Source organism: Nocardia sp. FDAARGOS_372, assembly GCF_002554515.1.
Lineage (GTDB): Bacteria > Actinomycetota > Actinomycetes > Mycobacteriales > Mycobacteriaceae > Nocardia > Nocardia farcinica.
The window spans coordinates 395,854-412,553 of sequence record NZ_PDDW01000001.1 but is presented as its reverse complement, the minus strand read 5'-3'; the positions used below and the strand labels follow the sequence as shown (position 1 = coordinate 412,553).

The 16,700-nt window shown below is 70.4% G+C and carries 13 protein-coding genes and 1 pseudogene; 10 read left to right on the top strand and 4 right to left on the bottom strand.

Translation table 11 applies throughout. The features are described 5' to 3' along the window. Window positions 1-12: 12 nt before the first annotated feature. Window positions 13-3,561 carry a DNA polymerase III subunit alpha gene (dnaE, locus tag CRM89_RS02140; protein WP_086838731.1) on the bottom strand — a complete coding sequence of 1,183 codons (3,549 nt, stop codon included), beginning with the start codon at window positions 3,559-3,561 and terminating at the stop codon, window positions 13-15. 271 nt (window positions 3,562-3,832) lie between these two features. On the opposite strand from dnaE, the gene CRM89_RS02135 reads away from it, so the two are divergent. The 8 genes and pseudogenes from CRM89_RS02135 (at window position 3,833) to acs (ending at window position 12,664) form a co-directional block, all read left to right on the top strand. Next, complete coding sequence (locus tag CRM89_RS02135; protein ID WP_228822211.1) at window positions 3,833-4,282, top strand: hypothetical protein; 450 nt, start codon at window positions 3,833-3,835, stop codon at window positions 4,280-4,282. Between the two features lie 82 nt (window positions 4,283-4,364). Continuing rightward, the gene (locus CRM89_RS02130; protein WP_011208329.1) at window positions 4,365-5,555 is read left to right on the top strand and encodes a sensor histidine kinase; all 1,191 of its coding nucleotides are present in this window, start codon (window positions 4,365-4,367) and stop codon (window positions 5,553-5,555) included. Window positions 5,556-5,602: 47 nt separating this feature from the next. Beyond that, window positions 5,603-6,394 carry a LytTR family DNA-binding domain-containing protein gene (locus CRM89_RS02125; RefSeq protein WP_041560015.1) on the top strand — a complete coding sequence of 264 codons (792 nt, stop codon included), beginning with the start codon at window positions 5,603-5,605 and terminating at the stop codon, window positions 6,392-6,394. Further along, window positions 6,391-6,756: a hypothetical protein gene (locus CRM89_RS02120; RefSeq protein WP_086838736.1), complete on the top strand. Its 366-nt coding sequence runs from the start codon at window positions 6,391-6,393 to the stop codon at window positions 6,754-6,756. The genes CRM89_RS02125 and CRM89_RS02120 overlap by 4 nt, the downstream gene beginning before the upstream one ends. 1 nt (window position 6,757) lies before the next feature. Further along, window positions 6,758-8,503: a cation acetate symporter gene (locus CRM89_RS02115; RefSeq protein WP_086838738.1), complete on the top strand. Its 1,746-nt coding sequence runs from the start codon at window positions 6,758-6,760 to the stop codon at window positions 8,501-8,503. Window positions 8,504-8,639: 136 nt separating this feature from the next. Beyond that, window positions 8,640-8,996 (top strand): DUF485 domain-containing protein, encoded by a 357-nt coding sequence (locus CRM89_RS02110; RefSeq protein WP_011208325.1) that lies wholly within the window; start codon window positions 8,640-8,642, stop codon window positions 8,994-8,996. Then, window positions 8,993-10,627, top strand: coding sequence for a cation acetate symporter (locus CRM89_RS02105; protein WP_011208324.1), 1,635 nt, complete (start codon window positions 8,993-8,995; stop codon window positions 10,625-10,627). The genes CRM89_RS02110 and CRM89_RS02105 overlap by 4 nt, the downstream gene beginning before the upstream one ends. Before the next feature lie 83 nt (window positions 10,628-10,710). Further along, window positions 10,711-12,664: pseudogene (gene acs, locus CRM89_RS02100) on the top strand (acetate--CoA ligase). Window positions 12,665-12,756: 92 nt separating this feature from the next. On the opposite strand, the gene CRM89_RS02095 reads toward acs, so the two are convergent. The 3 genes from CRM89_RS02095 to CRM89_RS02085 form a co-directional block, all read right to left on the bottom strand. Next, complete coding sequence (locus tag CRM89_RS02095; protein WP_098083099.1) at window positions 12,757-13,224, bottom strand: VOC family protein; 468 nt, start codon at window positions 13,222-13,224, stop codon at window positions 12,757-12,759. Window positions 13,225-13,313: 89 nt separating this feature from the next. After that, complete coding sequence (locus CRM89_RS02090; RefSeq protein WP_041560013.1) at window positions 13,314-14,036, bottom strand: hypothetical protein; 723 nt, start codon at window positions 14,034-14,036, stop codon at window positions 13,314-13,316. Next, window positions 14,033-14,977 (bottom strand): hypothetical protein, encoded by a 945-nt coding sequence (locus CRM89_RS02085; protein WP_011208320.1) that lies wholly within the window; start codon window positions 14,975-14,977, stop codon window positions 14,033-14,035. Before CRM89_RS02085 ends, CRM89_RS02090 begins: the two co-directional genes overlap by 4 nt. Before the next feature lie 122 nt (window positions 14,978-15,099). Between CRM89_RS02085 and lspA the strand changes: the two genes are divergently transcribed. Further along, window positions 15,100-15,768: a signal peptidase II gene (lspA, locus tag CRM89_RS02080; protein ID WP_228821994.1), complete on the top strand. Its 669-nt coding sequence runs from the start codon at window positions 15,100-15,102 to the stop codon at window positions 15,766-15,768. Continuing rightward, window positions 15,765-16,691 carry an RluA family pseudouridine synthase gene (locus CRM89_RS02075; protein WP_011208318.1) on the top strand — a complete coding sequence of 309 codons (927 nt, stop codon included), beginning with the start codon at window positions 15,765-15,767 and terminating at the stop codon, window positions 16,689-16,691. The genes lspA and CRM89_RS02075 overlap by 4 nt, the downstream gene beginning before the upstream one ends. Window positions 16,692-16,700 lie beyond the last annotated feature (9 nt).

The following is a 16,700-nucleotide window of genomic DNA, read 5'->3' as shown; positions in this document are numbered from 1 at the left end:
CCGGGGACGGGCTCAGCTGGTCAAGCAGCTGGGGCCGAGCAGCGCCTTGAGATCACCGAACAGCGCCGACGAGGGCGACACCCGCAGGCTGTCGGAGAGTTTGAGCATCGTGGTCTTGTCCCGTGCGCCGACATAGCGGACGTGCACGTCGGAGGTGCCGGGGTGGCGGGTGAGCACCCGCTTGAGCTCGCCGATCTTGTCGGGCGTGCACATGCGGCTGGTGATGGTGACCGCGAGCGGTTTGGCCACGCCGATCGCGGACAGGTCCGGGACGGCGAGATCGTTGGCGATCAACGAGATCCGGTCGTCACGCACCGAGACCCTGGCCTTCACCAGCACCACCGCGTCCTCCACCACGTCGGCGCCGTAGACCGAGTACGCCTGCGGGAAGAACAGCACCTCGATGCCGCCGGTGAGGTCCTCCAGCTGCGCCGAGGCCCAGGCCAGGCCGTTCTTGTTGATCCGGCGGTTCACCGAGGCGAGGATGCCGCCGATGGTCACCTGCGCGCCGTCCTTGACGTCGCCTTCGAGGATGGCGGGGATCTGGGTGTCGGCCTGGGCGGCGAGCACGTGCTCCACGCCGTTGAGCGGATGCCCGGAGACGTAGAGGCCCAGCATCTCCCGCTCCAGGGCGAGCTTGTGCTTGGTCTCCCATTCCTCGTCGGGCACCTTCACGTTGAACACGCTGGTCACCGACTCGTCGGCGTCCATGCCGCCGAACAGGTCGAACTGGCCGATGGCCTCGGCCTTCTTCGTCGCCATCACCGCGTCGATGGCGTCGGAGTGGATCAGCATCAGGCCCTTGCGCGGATGCCCGAGCGAATCGAAAGCGCCAGCCTTGATGAGGGATTCGGTGACCTTCTTGGTACAGGCGATGGCGTCGATCTTGTTCAGGTAGTCGGAGAAGTCGGTGAACTTCGACTTCTCCTTGCGCGCCTGGATGATCGAGGCCACCACGTTCGCGCCGACGTTGCGCACCGCGCCGAGGCCGAAGCGGATGTCCTTGCCCACCGAGGCGAAGTTCTGCTCGGATTCGTTGACGTCCGGCGGCAGCACGGTGATGCCGAGCCTGCGGCAGTCCGAGAGGTAGACCGCGGCCTTGTCCTTGTCGTCGCCGACGGAGGTGAGCAGGCCCGCCATGTACTCGGCCGGATAGTTGGCCTTGAGATAGGCGGTCCAGAACGAGACCAGGCCGTAGCCCGCCGCGTGCGACTTGTTGAACGCGTAGCCGGCGAACGGGAGGATGGTGTCCCACAACGCCTTGATCGCGGGCTTGGAGAATCCGTTCTCCAGCATGCCCGCCTCGAAGCCCTCGAACTCGGCCTCGAGCACCTCGGCCTTCTTCTTGCCCATCGCGCGGCGCAGGATGTCTGCTCGGCCGAGCGAGTACCCGGCCACCTTCTGCGCGATCTGCATGATCTGCTCCTGGTACACGATCAACCCGTAGGTGTCGGCCAGGATGTCCTTCAGCGGCTCCTCGAGCTCGGGGTGGATCGGTTTGACCTCTTGGCGCCCGTTCTTGCGGTCGGCGTAGTCGTTGTGGGCGTTCATGCCCATCGGACCGGGGCGGTAGAGGGCGAGCACGGCGACGATGTCCTCGAAGCCGGTGGGCTGCATGCGCCGCAGCAGATCGCGCATGGCGCTGCCGTCGAGCTGGAACACGCCGAGGGTGTCACCGCGCGAGAGCAGTTCGTAGGTGGCGGGATCGTCCAGCGGCAGGTTGTCCATGTCGAGGTCGATGCCGCGGTTGGCCTTGATGTTGTCGAGCGCGTCGCCGATGACGGTGAGGTTGCGCAGGCCGAGGAAGTCCATCTTGAGCAGGCCGATGGCCTCACACGACGGGTAGTCCCAGCCGGTGATGATGGCGCCGTCCTGGGCGCGCTTCCACAGCGGGATCGCGTCCATCAGCGGCTCGGAGGACATGATCACCGCGCAGGCGTGCACGCCCGCGTTGCGGATCAGGCCCTCCAGACCGCGCGCGGTCTCGTAGATCTTGGCGACGTCGGGGTTGTTCGCGATGAGCTCGCGGACCTCGGCGGCCTCCTTGTACCGCTCGTGCTCGGGGTCCATGATGCCCGAGAGCGGGATGTCCTTGGCCATGATCGGCGGCGGCAGCGCCTTGGAGATCTGGTCGGCGATGGCGAAGCCCGGCTGGCCGAACTGCACACGGGCCGAGTCCTTGATGGCGGCCTTGGTCTTGATGGTGCCGAAGGTGATCACCTGGGCGACCCGGTCGCTGCCCCACTTCTCGGTGGCGTAGCGGACCATCTCACCGCGGCGGCGATCGTCGAAGTCGATATCGATGTCGGGCATCGAGACGCGCTCGGGGTTGAGGAAGCGCTCGAACAGCAGCCCGTGCGGGATCGGGTCGATGTTGGTGATGCCCATCGCGTAGGCGACCAGCGAACCGGCCGCCGATCCGCGGCCGGGACCGACCCGGATGCCGACCTCGCGGGCATGGTTGATCAGGTCGCCGACGACGAGGAAGTAGGCGGGGAAGCCCATCTCGCAGATGACGCCGAGCTCGTACTCGGCGCGGCGCAGGTACTCCTCGGGCACCCCGTTCGGGAAGCGCCGCTCCAGCCCGCGCATGACCTCCTTGTGCAGCCAGCTGGCCTGGGTCTCGCCCTCGGGCACCGGGAAGATCGGCATCCGGTCGCGGTGCTCCCACACCGCGTCGTAGGACTGGACGCGCTCACCGATCAGCAGCGTGTTGTCGCACGCGCCGGGCACTTCCGCGTCCCAGATGGCGCGCATCTCGTCGCCGGACTTGAGGTAGTAGCCGGAGCCGTCGAACTTGAAGCGGGTCGGGTCCGACAGCGTCTTGCCGGTCTGCACACACAGCAGCGCCTCGTGGTTGGCGGCGTCGGACTCGTAGACGTAATGGCAGTCGTTGGTGGCCAGCGGCGGGATGCCGAGCTTGCGCCCGATGTCGAGCAGGCCCTCGCGCACCCGGCGCTCGATGGACAGCCCGTGGTCCATCACCTCGAGGAAGAAGTTGTCGGGACCGAAGATCTCCTGCCACTTGGCCGCCGCCTCCAGCGCCTCGCGCTCGTGACCGAGGCGCAGCCGGGTCTGCACCTCGCCCGAGGGGCAGCCGGTGGTGGCGATGATGCCCTCGGCGTGCTGGGCGATGATCTCGGCGTCCATGCGCGCCCACTTGCCGAGCTGGCCCTCGATGGAGGCCAGGCTGGACAGCTTGAACAGGTTGCGCAGGCCGGTCGCGTTCTCGGCGACCATCGTCATGTGGGTGTAGGCGCCGGAGCCGGAGACGTCGTCGCCCTTCTGGCTGGGGTCGCCCCACTGCACGCGCTTGGTGTCGAACCGGGAGCCGGGCGCGATGTAGGCCTCGATGCCGATGATCGGCTTGAGCCCGTGCTTCTTGGCCGAGTTGTAGAACTCGCTCGCGCCGTACATGTTGCCGTGGTCGGTCATGCCGACCGCGGTCATGCCCAGTCGCTTGGCCTCCGTGAACAGCGGAGAGATCTTCGCCGCGCCGTCGAGCATCGAGTACTCGGTGTGGTTGTGCAGGTGAACGAACGATCCGGACGAGGCGGCCAAGACGGTCCTTCCTCCCAAGTGTCTCGACGGGGGTTGGCGCACCGAGTGTATGCCGCCGCGACGACAGCTTTTCCCACCGCCACGCGCCGCCCTGGCGATCTTCGGCGCGTCGCGAGAAAGATCACGGCGCGTCGGGCGGAGCTGCCCGAAAGTCCGGCGGTCGACGTCCGAAAACCGCCGATCCCGGCCCGGTGGTGCGTACGGTTACCTCGCAGCACGACCGTCATGATCGTCCCGACTCCCCCCAGGAGGTCATCCAGTGAGGTCATCGATGAGCTCTGCCCGTCCCGTCCGCACCGCCGCCGTCGCCGGTTCGGCGCTGACCGCCCTGCTCGTCGCCACCGCACCCGCCGCCCACGCCGGGCCCGGTGGTGCGTTCGCACCGCTGTACTCGCTCACCCAGGGGCCCTGCGTGGCGATGGTCGCCAGTTCCGTCAACGGCAACGCCTACCCCAACCAGGCCGCCTTCACGGTGAACACCACCATGCTCGGGGTCGGTTCGTGCGAGCTGACCGTCACCCTGCACTGGCGCAATGTGCAGACCGGGCAGACCGGCGAGTTCGCGGTCACCGCGCACGGGCCCGGCCACTGGAGCAACAGCGGGCCGGGAGCGATCTTCGGGCCGGGCGTGGGGTCGTTCACCGGGTGGGTGAGCGTGAACGCGCCCTCGGTCGGCGCCTCGGGCGAGATCCAGTTCGACGTCCCGCAGTACCAGGGCTGAGCCCGCGGGCCGCTCGCCGCCGGGCCCGGTCGCCGGGCGGTGGTGATAATCGGACCATGATCGGGCGACGCGGGAGCACGCGATGACGGCCGGCGCGGTGGCCGTGGCCGTGCTCGCGGCACTGGCCGCGGCGCTGCTGGTGTGGCTGCGCACCCGCCGGGTGGTCACCACCCCCGCCGAGCGGGCGGTGCATTCGGCGCTGCACACCGCCTCGCTGGCGGCGGTGCCGCTGCGCCGCGGCCTCACCGAGGACTCCGCGCAGGAGGCCGCACCGCACCTGCGCGCGCTCACCGGCGCGTCGGCCCTCGGCGTCGCCGACGCCGAGGGTGCGGTGCTGGCCTGGGACGGCACGCACGGCGACCTCGCCGGTGAGTTCACCGAGGTGGCCCGGCGGGCGATCGCCGAGCAGCGGCCGGTGCTGGTGAGCAATCCCAGCCCGGCGGAGCACGGCGCGCGCACGCTCGTCGCGCAACCGTTGATCATCGAGAACAACGGCGTGGTCGGCGCGCTGGGCGTGGTGACCGGCGGCAGGCCGGGACCAGGCATGCTGGGCGCGCTGGCGGAGGTGGCGCGCTATGCCTGCGGGCAGCTGGAGCTGGCCGAGCTCGACGCCTCCCGCGCCCGGCTGGACCGGGCCGAGGTGCGGGCCCTGCGCGCGCAGATCAGCCCCCACTTCATCTACAACGCGCTCAACACCATCGCCTCCTTCGTGCGCACCGATCCCGGCCGGGCCAGGGAACTGATCCTGGAGTTCGCCGATTTCACCCGCTACTCCTTCCGCGCCGCCGGCGAATACACCGTGCTCTCGGACGAATTGCGCAACATCGAGCGCTATCTGGCGCTGGAACGGGCCCGTTTCGGCGACGCCCTGCAGGTGCGGCTGCGCATCGCACCCGAGGTGCTCGGCGTGGTGCTGCCGTTCCTGGCGCTGCAACCGCTGGTGGAGAACGCGGTGCGGCACGGCATCGCCGGGCGTCCCGGCGGCGGTGTGATCACCATCGAGGCGAGCGACGCGGGCACCGACTGCCTGATCAGCGTGGAGGACGACGGCGCGGGCATGGACCCGGAGCTGCTGCGCTCGGGCGCGCTGGACGCGGTCGCCGACGGTCCGGCCGGTGCGGGCGAGTCGGCGCATGTCGGGCTGGCCAACGTCGACGACCGGCTGCGGGCGGCGTTCGGCAACGACTACGGCCTGGTCGTGGAGACGGCGCCGGGCGCGGGCACCAAGGTCAGCCTGCGGGTGCCGAAGTTCCGGGCGGGAGTGCGGGCGTGACGGGTGCGGCGCCCGCCGCCACGGGCGGCCCCTACGATGGACGAACTGTGACGCAGCACACCGGTGCGGCGGCCGCCCTGCGCGTGCTCGCCGTGGACGACGAGAAGCCCGCTCTGGACGAGCTGGTGTACCTGCTGCGCACCCGGCCCGAGATCGGCGAGATCCATGCCGCCGCCGACGCCACCAGCGCGCTGCGGCTGCTGCGCACCCACGCCGTCGACGCGGTCTTCCTCGACATCAACATGCCGGGGCTGGACGGCATGGAGCTGGCGGGCATCCTCTCGGAGTTCGCCAACCCGCCCGCGGTGGTGTTCGTGACCGCGCACGACGACCGCGCGGTGAGCGCCTTCGACCTGGGCGCGGTGGACTATCTGCTCAAGCCGTTGCGGGAGGCGCGGCTGGCCGAGGCCGTGCGCCGGATCAGCCAGGCGCGTGCCACCCCCGCGCAGGCGGCCGCGCCCCGCCAGGATCCCAACGAGGTGATCCCGGTGGAACTGGGCGGTGTCACCACGCTGGTGCACCGCAGCACGGTCAGCTGGGTGGAGGCCGACGGCGACTACGCCCGGTTGCACACCGCGGCCGGTTCCCACCTGGTGCGCATCCCGCTCTCCGCCCTCGAATCCCGCTGGGAGAACGCCGGATTCCTGCGCGTGCACCGCTCGTATCTGGTGGCGCTGCGGCTGGTGACCGGCCTGCGCACGGTCGGCAACGGCACGGTGGTGTGCCTGCGCGGCGAGGGGGACGCGGCGGCGGTGGAGCTGCCGGTGAGCAGGCGGCAGGTGCGCGAACTCAAGCAGCGGCTCGTGCACGGGCCGCGCCAGACCTGGACGCAGCGATGACCGCGCCGCAGCGGCCGCAGCGGGAGCGGGTGGTACTGGCGCAGCGGCGCGGCGCCCGCCGCGTGCTCACCCGCGGCGAGGTGGTCGAGCAGACCGAGATCGGCGAGGCGCTGATCGGCGGGCTGATCCGCGCGCAACTGGGCCTGGCCGTGCGCATGGCGCTGGTGACCGTGCTGGTGCTTGGGTCGCTGCCGCTGCTGTTCACGGTCGCCGAGCTGGGTACCGCGCACGTGTTCGGCATCCGGTTGCCGTGGCTGCTGCTGGGGGTGGCGGTGTATCCGGCGCTGTTCCTCATCGGACGGCTCTATGTCGCGCTGGCCGAACGCAACGAGGCCGATTTCCTCGACGTGACGAGGGATTGACGTGCAGGCGCCCGCGCTCACCCTGGCGGCGCTGCTGCTCGCGGCCCTCGCGACGGTGGCGATCGGCGCCTACGGTGTGCGACTGGCCCGCACCACCTCCGATTTCCTGGTCGCCTCGCGCAGCGTCGGCCCGCGCTGGAACGCCGCCGCCATCTCCGGTGAATACCTTTCGGCGGCCTCGTTTCTGGGTGTGGCGGGGCTGATCGCCAAGTACGGCGCCGACGCGCTGTGGTATCCGGTGGGTTTCACCGCGGGCTATCTCGGGCTGCTGATGTTCGTGGCGGCGCCGCTGCGCCGTTCGGGCGCCTACACGGTGCCCGACTTCGCCGAATTCCGGCTCGGCTCGGTGCCGTTGCGGCGGCTGGCCGCGGTGGTCGTGGTGCTGGTCTGCGCGGTGTACCTGATCCCGCAGTTCCAGGGCGCGGGCCTGACCCTGCGCATCCTGCTCGGGGTACCGAGCTGGGTGGGCGCGCTGGCGGTGGGGGCGATCGTGATCGCCAACGTGGTCGGTGGCGGGATGCGCTCGATCACGCTGGTGCAGGCGTTCCAGTACTGGCTCAAGCTCACCGCGGTGGCGCTGCCCGCGCTGGTGCTGTTCGGTCATTTCCTCGGCGCCCACCGGGATCTGGGCACCGCGGCGCCGCCGGTGGTGGCCGAGCAGACGACGGTCGAGATCACCACCGACGTGCTGGTGCAGGTGTCCGCGCCGCAGGAGGTGACGATCGCGGGCAGGCTCGACGACCGGCCGGTGGACGGTGCGGTGGTGCTCGCCCCGGGCAGGCACGAACTGGCCGCGGGCACCGACCTGACGCTGCCCGCCGGAGCGGCCGTCCCGGTGGTCGCGGGCGCTCCCGCCGACGACGCGGGCTGGCTGCGCCCGGGCGGCGGGTTCGGCGAGCCGCATCCCACCTACCAGGTGTACTCGCTGATCATCGCGACCTTCCTGGGCACGATGGGCCTGCCGCACGTGCTGGTGCGCTTCTACACCAACCCGGACGGCCGCGCCGCCCGCGCGACCGCGTTCGCCGTGATCGGGCTGGTCGGGGTGTTCTATCTGTTCCCGATCCTGCTCGGGGTCTTCGCGCGCCTGTGGGTACCGCAGCTGCTTATCACCGGCGCCTCGGACGCGGCGGTGCTGCTGCTGCCCGGCTCGGTGCTCGGCGGGCTGGGTGGGCAGTTGATCGCGGCCCTGGTCGCCGCGGGGGCCATCGCGGCCTTCCTGTCCACCTCCTCGGGACTGCTGGTCAGCATCGCGGGCGTGCTCAGCACCGACATGCTGCGGGGGCGGGTGCGCGATTTCCGGCTGGCCGCACTGGTGGCGGGGGCGGTACCGCTGGCGCTGTCGCTGACGGTGGTCTCCCTCGACCTGTCCCGCACGGTCGGGTTGGCGTTCGCGGTCGCGGCCTCGACGCTGTGCCCGCTGCTGGTGCTCGGCATCTGGTGGCGCGGACTCACCGCCAAGGGCGCCGCGGCGGGGTTGACCGCGGGCGGACTGCTGGCCGGAACGGCCACCGCGGTGTCGGTGCTGGGCGGGGTCTCCGAGCGGGTGGCCGACGGCTGGCTCGGCGCCGTCCTCGGCTACCCCGCGGCGGTGAGCGTGCCGCTGGCCTTCCTGACCATGATCGCGGTCAGCAAGCTCACCCGCGGGTTGCCCGCCACCCAGGTGCGCGCGGTGTTCGTCCGTATGCACGCCCCGGAGCGGCTCGGCATGGGCTCCGACCGCGAGCCGGGCCTGCGGACCGCCTGACCGCTCGTCGCGCGCAGCCGACCGTTCACCGCACAGATCCGCACCTTCACGGAGTGACCGCAGACACAGTCTCGGCCGCGGCCGTTTTCGCCGTTACCTTCAGCACAGTAATCCACATCACACGTCAGGAACTCCGATGACCAGTACCGACCTCGACGGCACCGCGCCACAGCGCACGCCGAGCGCCGAGGAGTTCGCCCAGGTACAGGCGAGCCCGCAATTCCAGGAGTTGCGTAACCGACTGCGCCGCTTCGTCTTCCCGATGACCGCGGTGTTCCTGCTCTGGTACGTCGGCTACGTGTTGCTCGGCGCCTACGCGCACGACTTCATGGCCACCAAGGTGTTCGGGAACATCAATGTCGGCCTGCTGCTCGGTCTCGGGCAGTTCCTGACCACGTTCGCCATCACCGCCGCCTACGTGCGCTTCGCCAACCGCGAGCTGGACCCGCGCGCGGCCGCCATCCGTGAGCAGCTGGAAGGGGTGCGCGCGTGACCACGTCCCTGCTCGCCGCGGGTACCGTCGGCAACCCCGCCGCCAACATCGCCATCTTCGCCCTGTTCGTGGTGGTGACGATGGTGGTGGTGATCCGCGCCAGCCGCAACAACGCCACCGCCAGTGACTATTTCACCGGCGGCCGCGGCTTCTCCGGTCCGCAGAACGGCATCGCCATCGCCGGCGACTACCTGTCGGCGGCCAGCTTCCTCGGCATCGCCGGCGCCATCGCGGTCTACGGCTACGACGGTTTCCTCTACTCCATCGGCTTCCTCGTCGCCTGGCTGGTGGCGCTGCTGCTGGTGGCCGAAATGCTGCGCAACACCGGCAAATTCACCATGGCCGACGTGCTCAGCTTCCGGCTGCGCGAGCGGCCGGTGCGCACCGCCGCGGCGCTGTCCACGCTGACCGTCTCGCTGTTCTACCTGCTGGCGCAGATGGCGGGCGCGGGCGGCCTGGTGGCGCTGCTGCTCGACATCGACAGCCGCGCGGGGCAGTCGCTGGTGATCGCGGTGGTCGGCGTGCTGATGATCGTCTACGTGCTGGTCGGCGGCATGAAGGGCACCACGTGGGTGCAGATCATCAAGGCCGTGCTGCTGATCGCCGGTGCGGCGTTCATGACGGTGCTGGTGCTGGCCAAGTTCGGTTTCAACCTCTCCGAGATCCTCGGCTCGGCCCAGCAGATGGTCTCCGGCTCGGCCAACGACGCCGTCGCCTCCCGGGACGTGCTCGCCCCCGGCGCGCAGTACGGCGCGAACGAGACCTCCAAGCTGAACTTCCTGTCCCTCGGCCTGGCGCTGGTGCTCGGCACCGCGGGCCTGCCGCACGTGCTGATGCGCTTCTACACCGTGCCCACCGCCAAGGAGGCCCGCCGCTCGGTGGTCTGGGCGATCGCCCTGATCGGCGCGTTCTACCTGTTCACCCTGGTGCTCGGCTACGGCGCGGCCGCCATCGTCGGCCCGGACCGCATTCTGGCCGCGGCGGGCGGACAGAACTCGGCGGCTCCGCTGCTGGCCTTCGAACTCGGCGGTGTGCTGCTGCTCGGCATCATCTCGGCGGTCGCGTTCGCGACCATCCTCGCCGTGGTCGCCGGCCTCACGATCACCGCGTCGGCCTCGTTCGCGCACGACATCTACGCCAGCGTGATCAAGCGCGGCAAGGTCGAGGAGAACGCGCAGGTGCGGGTCTCGCGGATCACCGCCGTGGTGATCGGTCTGCTCGCCATCGGCCTTGGCATCCTGGCCAACGGCCAGAACATCGCCTTCCTGGTGGCGCTCGCGTTCGCCGTCGCGGCGGCCGCGAACCTGCCGACCATCGTGTACTCCCTGTTCTGGCGGCGGTTCAACACCACCGGCGCGCTGTGGAGCATGTACGGCGGTCTGATCTCGACCATCGTGCTGATCGTGTTCTCCCCGGCCGTGTCCGGCAGCAAGTCGGCCATGCTCCCGGGCATGGACTTCGACTGGTTCCCGCTGTCCAACCCCGGAATCGTCTCCATCCCCTTGGCTTTCGGCCTCGGCATCGTCGGCACCCTGGTCGGTGGCGGCAGGCCCGAGGACCCGGCCAAGGCCGCGGAGATGGAAGTTCGCTCGCTCACCGGTGTGGGCGCGGAGAAGGCCGTCGTGCACTGACGGTCCATCCACCCGAGCTGTCCCGGGCCCGGCACCCCGCCGGGCCCGGGACGACACCGTGACTACCCGATAGGAGATCGACGTTGACCAGCACCACCGACCACGACATCCCCACCCTCGACAGTTACCCGCCGTCGCCGGAGTTTGTTGCCGGGGCCAATGCTGATGGGTCGTTGTATGAGCGGGCGCAGGCTGATCGGTTGGGGTTCTGGGCCGAGCAGGCCCGCCGCTTGTACTGGCACACCCCCTTCACCGAGGTGCTGGACTGGTCCCAGGCGCCGGTGGCGCGCTGGTTCGCCGACGGCCGACTCAACGTCGCCTACAACTGCCTGGACCGCCACGTCCTCGACGGCCACGGCGACCAACCGGCCATCCTGTGGGAAGGCGAACCCGGCGACACCCGCACCCTGACCTACGCCCAACTGCTCACCGAGGTCTCCAAAACCGCCAACTACCTCACCGAACTGGGCCTGAACACCGGCGACCGCGTCGCGATCTACCTGCCGATGATCCCCGAAGCCATCATCGCCATGCTCGCCTGCGCCCGCCTGGGCCTGCCCCACTCGGTCGTCTTCGCCGGCTTCTCCCCCGCCGCCCTGCGCCAACGCGTCGACGACGCCGCCGCCCGCCTGATCATCACCAGCGACGGCCAATACCGCCGCGGCACCCCACCCCCTCAAAACCGCCGTCGACGAAGCCCTCACCGAACCCGGCCACACCGTCGAACACGTCCTGATCGTCAACCGCTGCAACCTCGACATCCCCCTCACCCCCGGCCGCGACCTGTGGTGGCACGACACCATCGCCCACGCCCCCACCCAACACACCGCCCAACCCCTACCCGCCGAACACCCCCTGTTCATCCTCTACACCTCCGGCACCACCGGAAAACCCAAAGGCATCCTGCACACCAGCGGCGGCTACCTCACCCAAGCCGCCTACACCCACCACTACGTCTTCGACCACAAACCCGGCCACGACATCTACTGGTGCACCGCCGACATCGGCTGGGTCACCGGCCACTCCTACATCGTCTACGGCCCCCTGGCCAACCGCGCCACCCAAATCCTCTACGAAGGCACCCCCAACACCCCCGACGAACACCGCCACTTCCACATCATCGAAAAATACGGCGTCACCATCTACTACACCGCCCCCACCCTCATCCGCACCTTCATGAAATGGGGCCGCCACATCCCCGACGCCCACAACCTGACCAGCCTGCGCCTACTCGGCTCGGTCGGCGAACCCATCAACCCCGAAGCCTGGCGCTGGTACCGCCACGTCATCGGCCGCGACACCACCCCCATCGTCGACACCTGGTGGCAAACCGAAACCGGCGCCATCATGATCTCCCCCCTCCCCGGCATCACCCACACCAAACCCGGCGCCGCCATGACCCCCCTACCCGGCATCAGCGCCCAAGTCGTCGACGACGACGCCAACCCCGTCACCCCAGGCGAAACCGAAGCCAACGGCTACCTCGTCCTCGACCAACCCTGGCCCGCCATGCTCCGCGGCATCTGGGGCGACCCCGACCGCTACCGCGACACCTACTGGAACCGCTACCACACCCACGGCTGGTACTTCGCCGGCGACGGCGCCAAAATCGACACCGACGGCGCCCTCTGGGTCCTCGGCCGCGTCGACGACGTCATGAACGTCTCCGGCCACCGCATCTCCACCGCCGAAGTCGAATCCGCCCTCGTCGCCCACCCCGCCGTCGCCGAAGCCGCCGTCGTCGGCGCCACCGACCCCACCACCGGCCAAGGCATCGTCGCCTTCGTCATCACCAACACCACCACCAACCCCCACACCACCCCCGACCAACTCATCACCGACCTCAAAACCCAAGTCGCCCAAGAAATCAGCCCCATCGCCCGCCCCCGCGACATCCACATCGTCCCCGAACTCCCCAAAACCCGCAGCGGCAAAATCATGCGCCGACTCCTCCGCGACATCGCCGAAGGCCGCCCCCTCGGCGACACCAGCACCCTCGTCGACCCCACCGTCTTCGAAGCGATCGCCAAGCGCTGAGACACGTCGGTCGAGGAAACCGCCGCGGGCGGCGTACCCGGTCTCATGAGGGGGATCGGGTCCGCCGCCCGCGGCGATTCGGCTGTGCGGATTCAAGATTCGCCGAACAGTTCGGCCATGCGCCGGTCCATCTCGTCGGGTGGGACGTCCTCGACATGGGTGGCGACCGTCCAGCGGTGTCCCCACGGGTCCTCGAAGGAGCCGGTGCGGTCGCCGTAGAACTGATTGCCGACCGGGGCGATCTCCTTGGCGCCCGCCTCCATCGCCTGGCGGAACGCCTCGTCGACGTCGCGGACGTAGACGTGCAGGTTCACCGGTGTCCCGCCGACCGCTTTCGGGTCGAAGAACCCCATGTCCGGGGCCGGGTCACCGAGCATGACCACCGATTCCCCGACCAGCAGTTCGCAGTGGGCGATCTTGCCGTCGGGGCGCGGCATGCGCATGCGCTCCGTCGCGCCGAGCACCTGTTTGTAGAAGTCGATCGCGGCCGCCGCGCCGTCGATCGCCAGTCCCGGCGACACCGCCGGGTATCCGTCGGGTACGGGTTTGACATCGGACATGACAGACCTCCGGTCGAGGCGTTTCGTCGGACACGGCGAGCCTATGCCCGCCGCGCCGGCCGCGACCCCGGATCGGCCCGCCGGGCAGGCTACGGTTCGGTGACGCCGCGCAGCTTGCGCACCTGCGCGGCGGTCAGTTCGGCCAGCAGCGCCGGGTCCGAGGATTCCGGCGCCGTCACCGAGATCTGCGCCAGGGTGGTGCCGACCTGCACCAGCGCCACGTGCGCGACCAGCGTCAATCCCTCGCTGGTCATCCGCAGTTCGAACGCGGTGGCGGCGTCGCCCGCGGGCGGCTGTGCCAGCGCACCGAGGCGGTAATCGATGCGGGCGTCGTCGGCGTCCTCGCCGAAGTACTCGGTGCAGCCGCGCAGCGTCTCCTGCACGGCGGTGAACGCCGGACCGACGGCCTCGGGCCGGTAGCTGGCCGCGTCGATGTCGATGCTGGCGAAATCCGGGCCGTTGTAGGCCACGGCGGTCCAGGCCAGCGCCTCGGGCCGCTGGTGGCCGAGTTCCATGAGCACCTTGCCGCAGCCGGGCGGGGTGGTCGGTGCGGGCACGCCCGCCTGCTGTCCGGGGGCGTCGGTGCTCGGGTCGTAGGCGGCGGTCATCCCCGCGGGCAACTCGGTGTCGGCGAGCAGCCGGAGCGCCAGCGCGTCGGGACTGGTGAACGGCTCACCGGTCGCCGGCGCGGCGGGGACGACCGTACCGAGCGGGGCGGCAGGCGGCGGCGCGGCGGCGTCCTCGGTGTCGGAGCCGCACGCGGTCACCAGCAGCGCGCCCGCCACGGCCAGCGCGGCGACGCCGATCCTCACTCGGCCCACGAGACCTGCGTGGTGATGCTCTGGCGCAGCAAGCTCACGCTGCGCGGGTCACGGTAGGACTGGTGCCCGCCGACGGTGATCGACCCGGCCACCGGCAGCGGCAGCCCCAGATCCACGGTGATGGTGCCGTTGCCCTCCATCACGTAGTCCTCGATGTCGAGCGTGCCCGCGTCGTTGGGCAGCGTCCAGGACGTGGATTTCGGCGTCTGGGTGACGGCCAGCTCGATGGTGAGCCGGTCGCCCTCGCGGCGGGTGAGCGTCGCGGTGGTCACCTGGTCCAGGGTCACCCCGCCGGTCACCTCCTGGTGCACCCGCCAGACCGCGCCCTCGCCGACCGGCTCGTCGGGGAACATGATCGAGCGGTACACCGCCTGGTAGAAGGCGTTCTCCAGGGCGGCGCGGGCCGCGTTCGGGGTGTCCGGGCCGGGCGCGAGACGCAGCGCGGTGATCGCACCGTCGTCGCTGAAGTCGAAGCCCGCGTGCGAGCCGTCGGCGGCGGTGAGCGCCTTGCTCAGCAGCGGGTCGGGGGTGGTGACCTCGCCGAGGGTCAGGTCGACGCCGTCGGCGCTGGTGTGCGCGGTCATCGGGATGGTCAGCGCGGGCGCGGAGAAGTCGCGCGAGGGCTGGTCGTTGATCTGCTGCTGGATGCGGTGATCGGTGCGCAGCGTCACCTGCTGCTCGGTGCCGGGAGCGAAGGTGGGCCGCAGCACGGCCCGCGGCTCCGCGCCCGGGGAGACCAGCGTGGCAGCGGCCACCGAGATGGGCACCGTCACCTCCTTGCCGATGCCGAGCGGCTCGGTGCCGTCGGTGCTCACGGGCGCCTCGACGTCGTCGGCGGCACAGCCGACGCCGAACGCGGACAGGCCGACCGCGAGCGCGACGAGCAGCGCGCCCGGCCGCGCGATCCGGGGCAGGTGGGGAGAAGACAACACCGTCACGAGCAACAGGGTACGACCGCTTCCTGAGTGTCAGCTGGGACGTCCGCCGCCACCGCCGCGGCGTGCCGCACACGCCGGGAACGGAGGCGCGGCACGGGCCGCGGTCCGCTCGAGAGATGATGATCGGCGTGAATGACGACCAGCGGCCGCCGCTGCGCCTGCGCACCCTGCTGATCATCGCGTTCTGTCTGTACGCGCTGGATCTGCTCACCAAGTGCCTCGCCGTCGCATTGATCGACCCGGGCGAGCCGGTGCCCGTCATCGGTGATTTCGCCCGGTTGGCGCTGGTGCGCAATCCGGGCGCGGCCTTCTCGATGGCCACCGGGATGACCTGGTTGCTGACGCTGATCGCCACCGCGGTGGTGATCGGGGTGATCCGCATCGGCCGCACGCTGCGCTCGCTGTGGTGGGCGATCGGCCTCGGCATGGTGCTCGGCGGCGCGCTGGGCAACCTGACCGACCGGCTGTTCCGCTCCCCCGGCCCGCTGCAGGGGCACGTGGTCGATTTCGTCGCCGTCGGCGATTTCCCGGTCTTCAACGTCGCCGACTCCGCGATCGTGTGCGGCGCCACGCTGCTGGTGGTGGCCACGGTGTTCGGATTCGAGCCGGACGGGACGCGGGTCGGCCGTGACGACGAGAACGATGACGCCGCGAACGAGGACGGCACCGACACCGCCACCGCGGGCGAGGACGGCACCGCCCCCGAGCCCGACCGGCCGAGCCCGCCGCCCACCGATTCCGAGAGCAAGGGATCCGAGAGCAAGGGAGAGGAGAACGCCGCGTGAGAGAGACCAGAGCCATGCCGGTCCCCGACGGACTCGACGGGATGCGGGTGGACGCCGGGTTGTCCCGGCTGCTCGGGCTCTCCCGCACCGCGGTCGCGGCGCTGACCGCCGAGGGCTCGGTGCAGTTGGACGGTGTGCCCGCGGGCAAGTCCGACCGGCTCACCGCGGGTGCCTGGCTCGAGGTCGAGTTCCCCGAGCCCAAACGCGAGCTGACCGTGGAGGCCGCGCCGGTGGAGGGGATGAAGATCCTCTACGCCGACGACGACATCGTCGCCGTCGACAAGCCGGTCGGGGTGGCCGCGCACACCGGCGTCGGCTGGTCCGGGCCGACCGTGGTGGGCGGGCTGGCGGCGGCGGGGTACCGCATCTCCACCTCCGGTGCGCACGAACGCCAGGGCATCGTGCACCGGCTCGACGTCGGCACCTCCGGGGTGATGGTGGTCGCCCAGTCCGAGCACGCCTACACCGTGCTCAAGCGCGCGTTCAAGCAGCGCACCGTGTCCAAGCGGTACCACGCGCTGGTGCAGGGCCATCCCGACCCCAGCAGCGGCACCATCGACGCGCCGATCGGCCGCGCCCGCGGCAACGACTGGAAGTTCGCGGTGACCGCCGACGGCCGCCCGAGCGTCACGCATTACGACACGATCGAGGCCTTCCAGGCCGCCAGCCTGCTCGACATCCACCTGGAGACCGGCCGCACGCACCAGATCCGGGTGCACTTCTCGGCCATCCGCCACCCCTGCTGCGGTGATCTCACCTACGGCGCCGACCCGCGCCTGGCCGAGCGGCTCGGCCTGCAACGGCAGTGGCTGCACGCGCGCACACTCGGCTTCCACCACCCGGCCGACGGGCGCTGGCTCGAGATCACCAGCGAGTACCCGGACGATCTGCGTCATGCCTTGGACGTGCTGCGCGATGCGTGAGCACCCCGC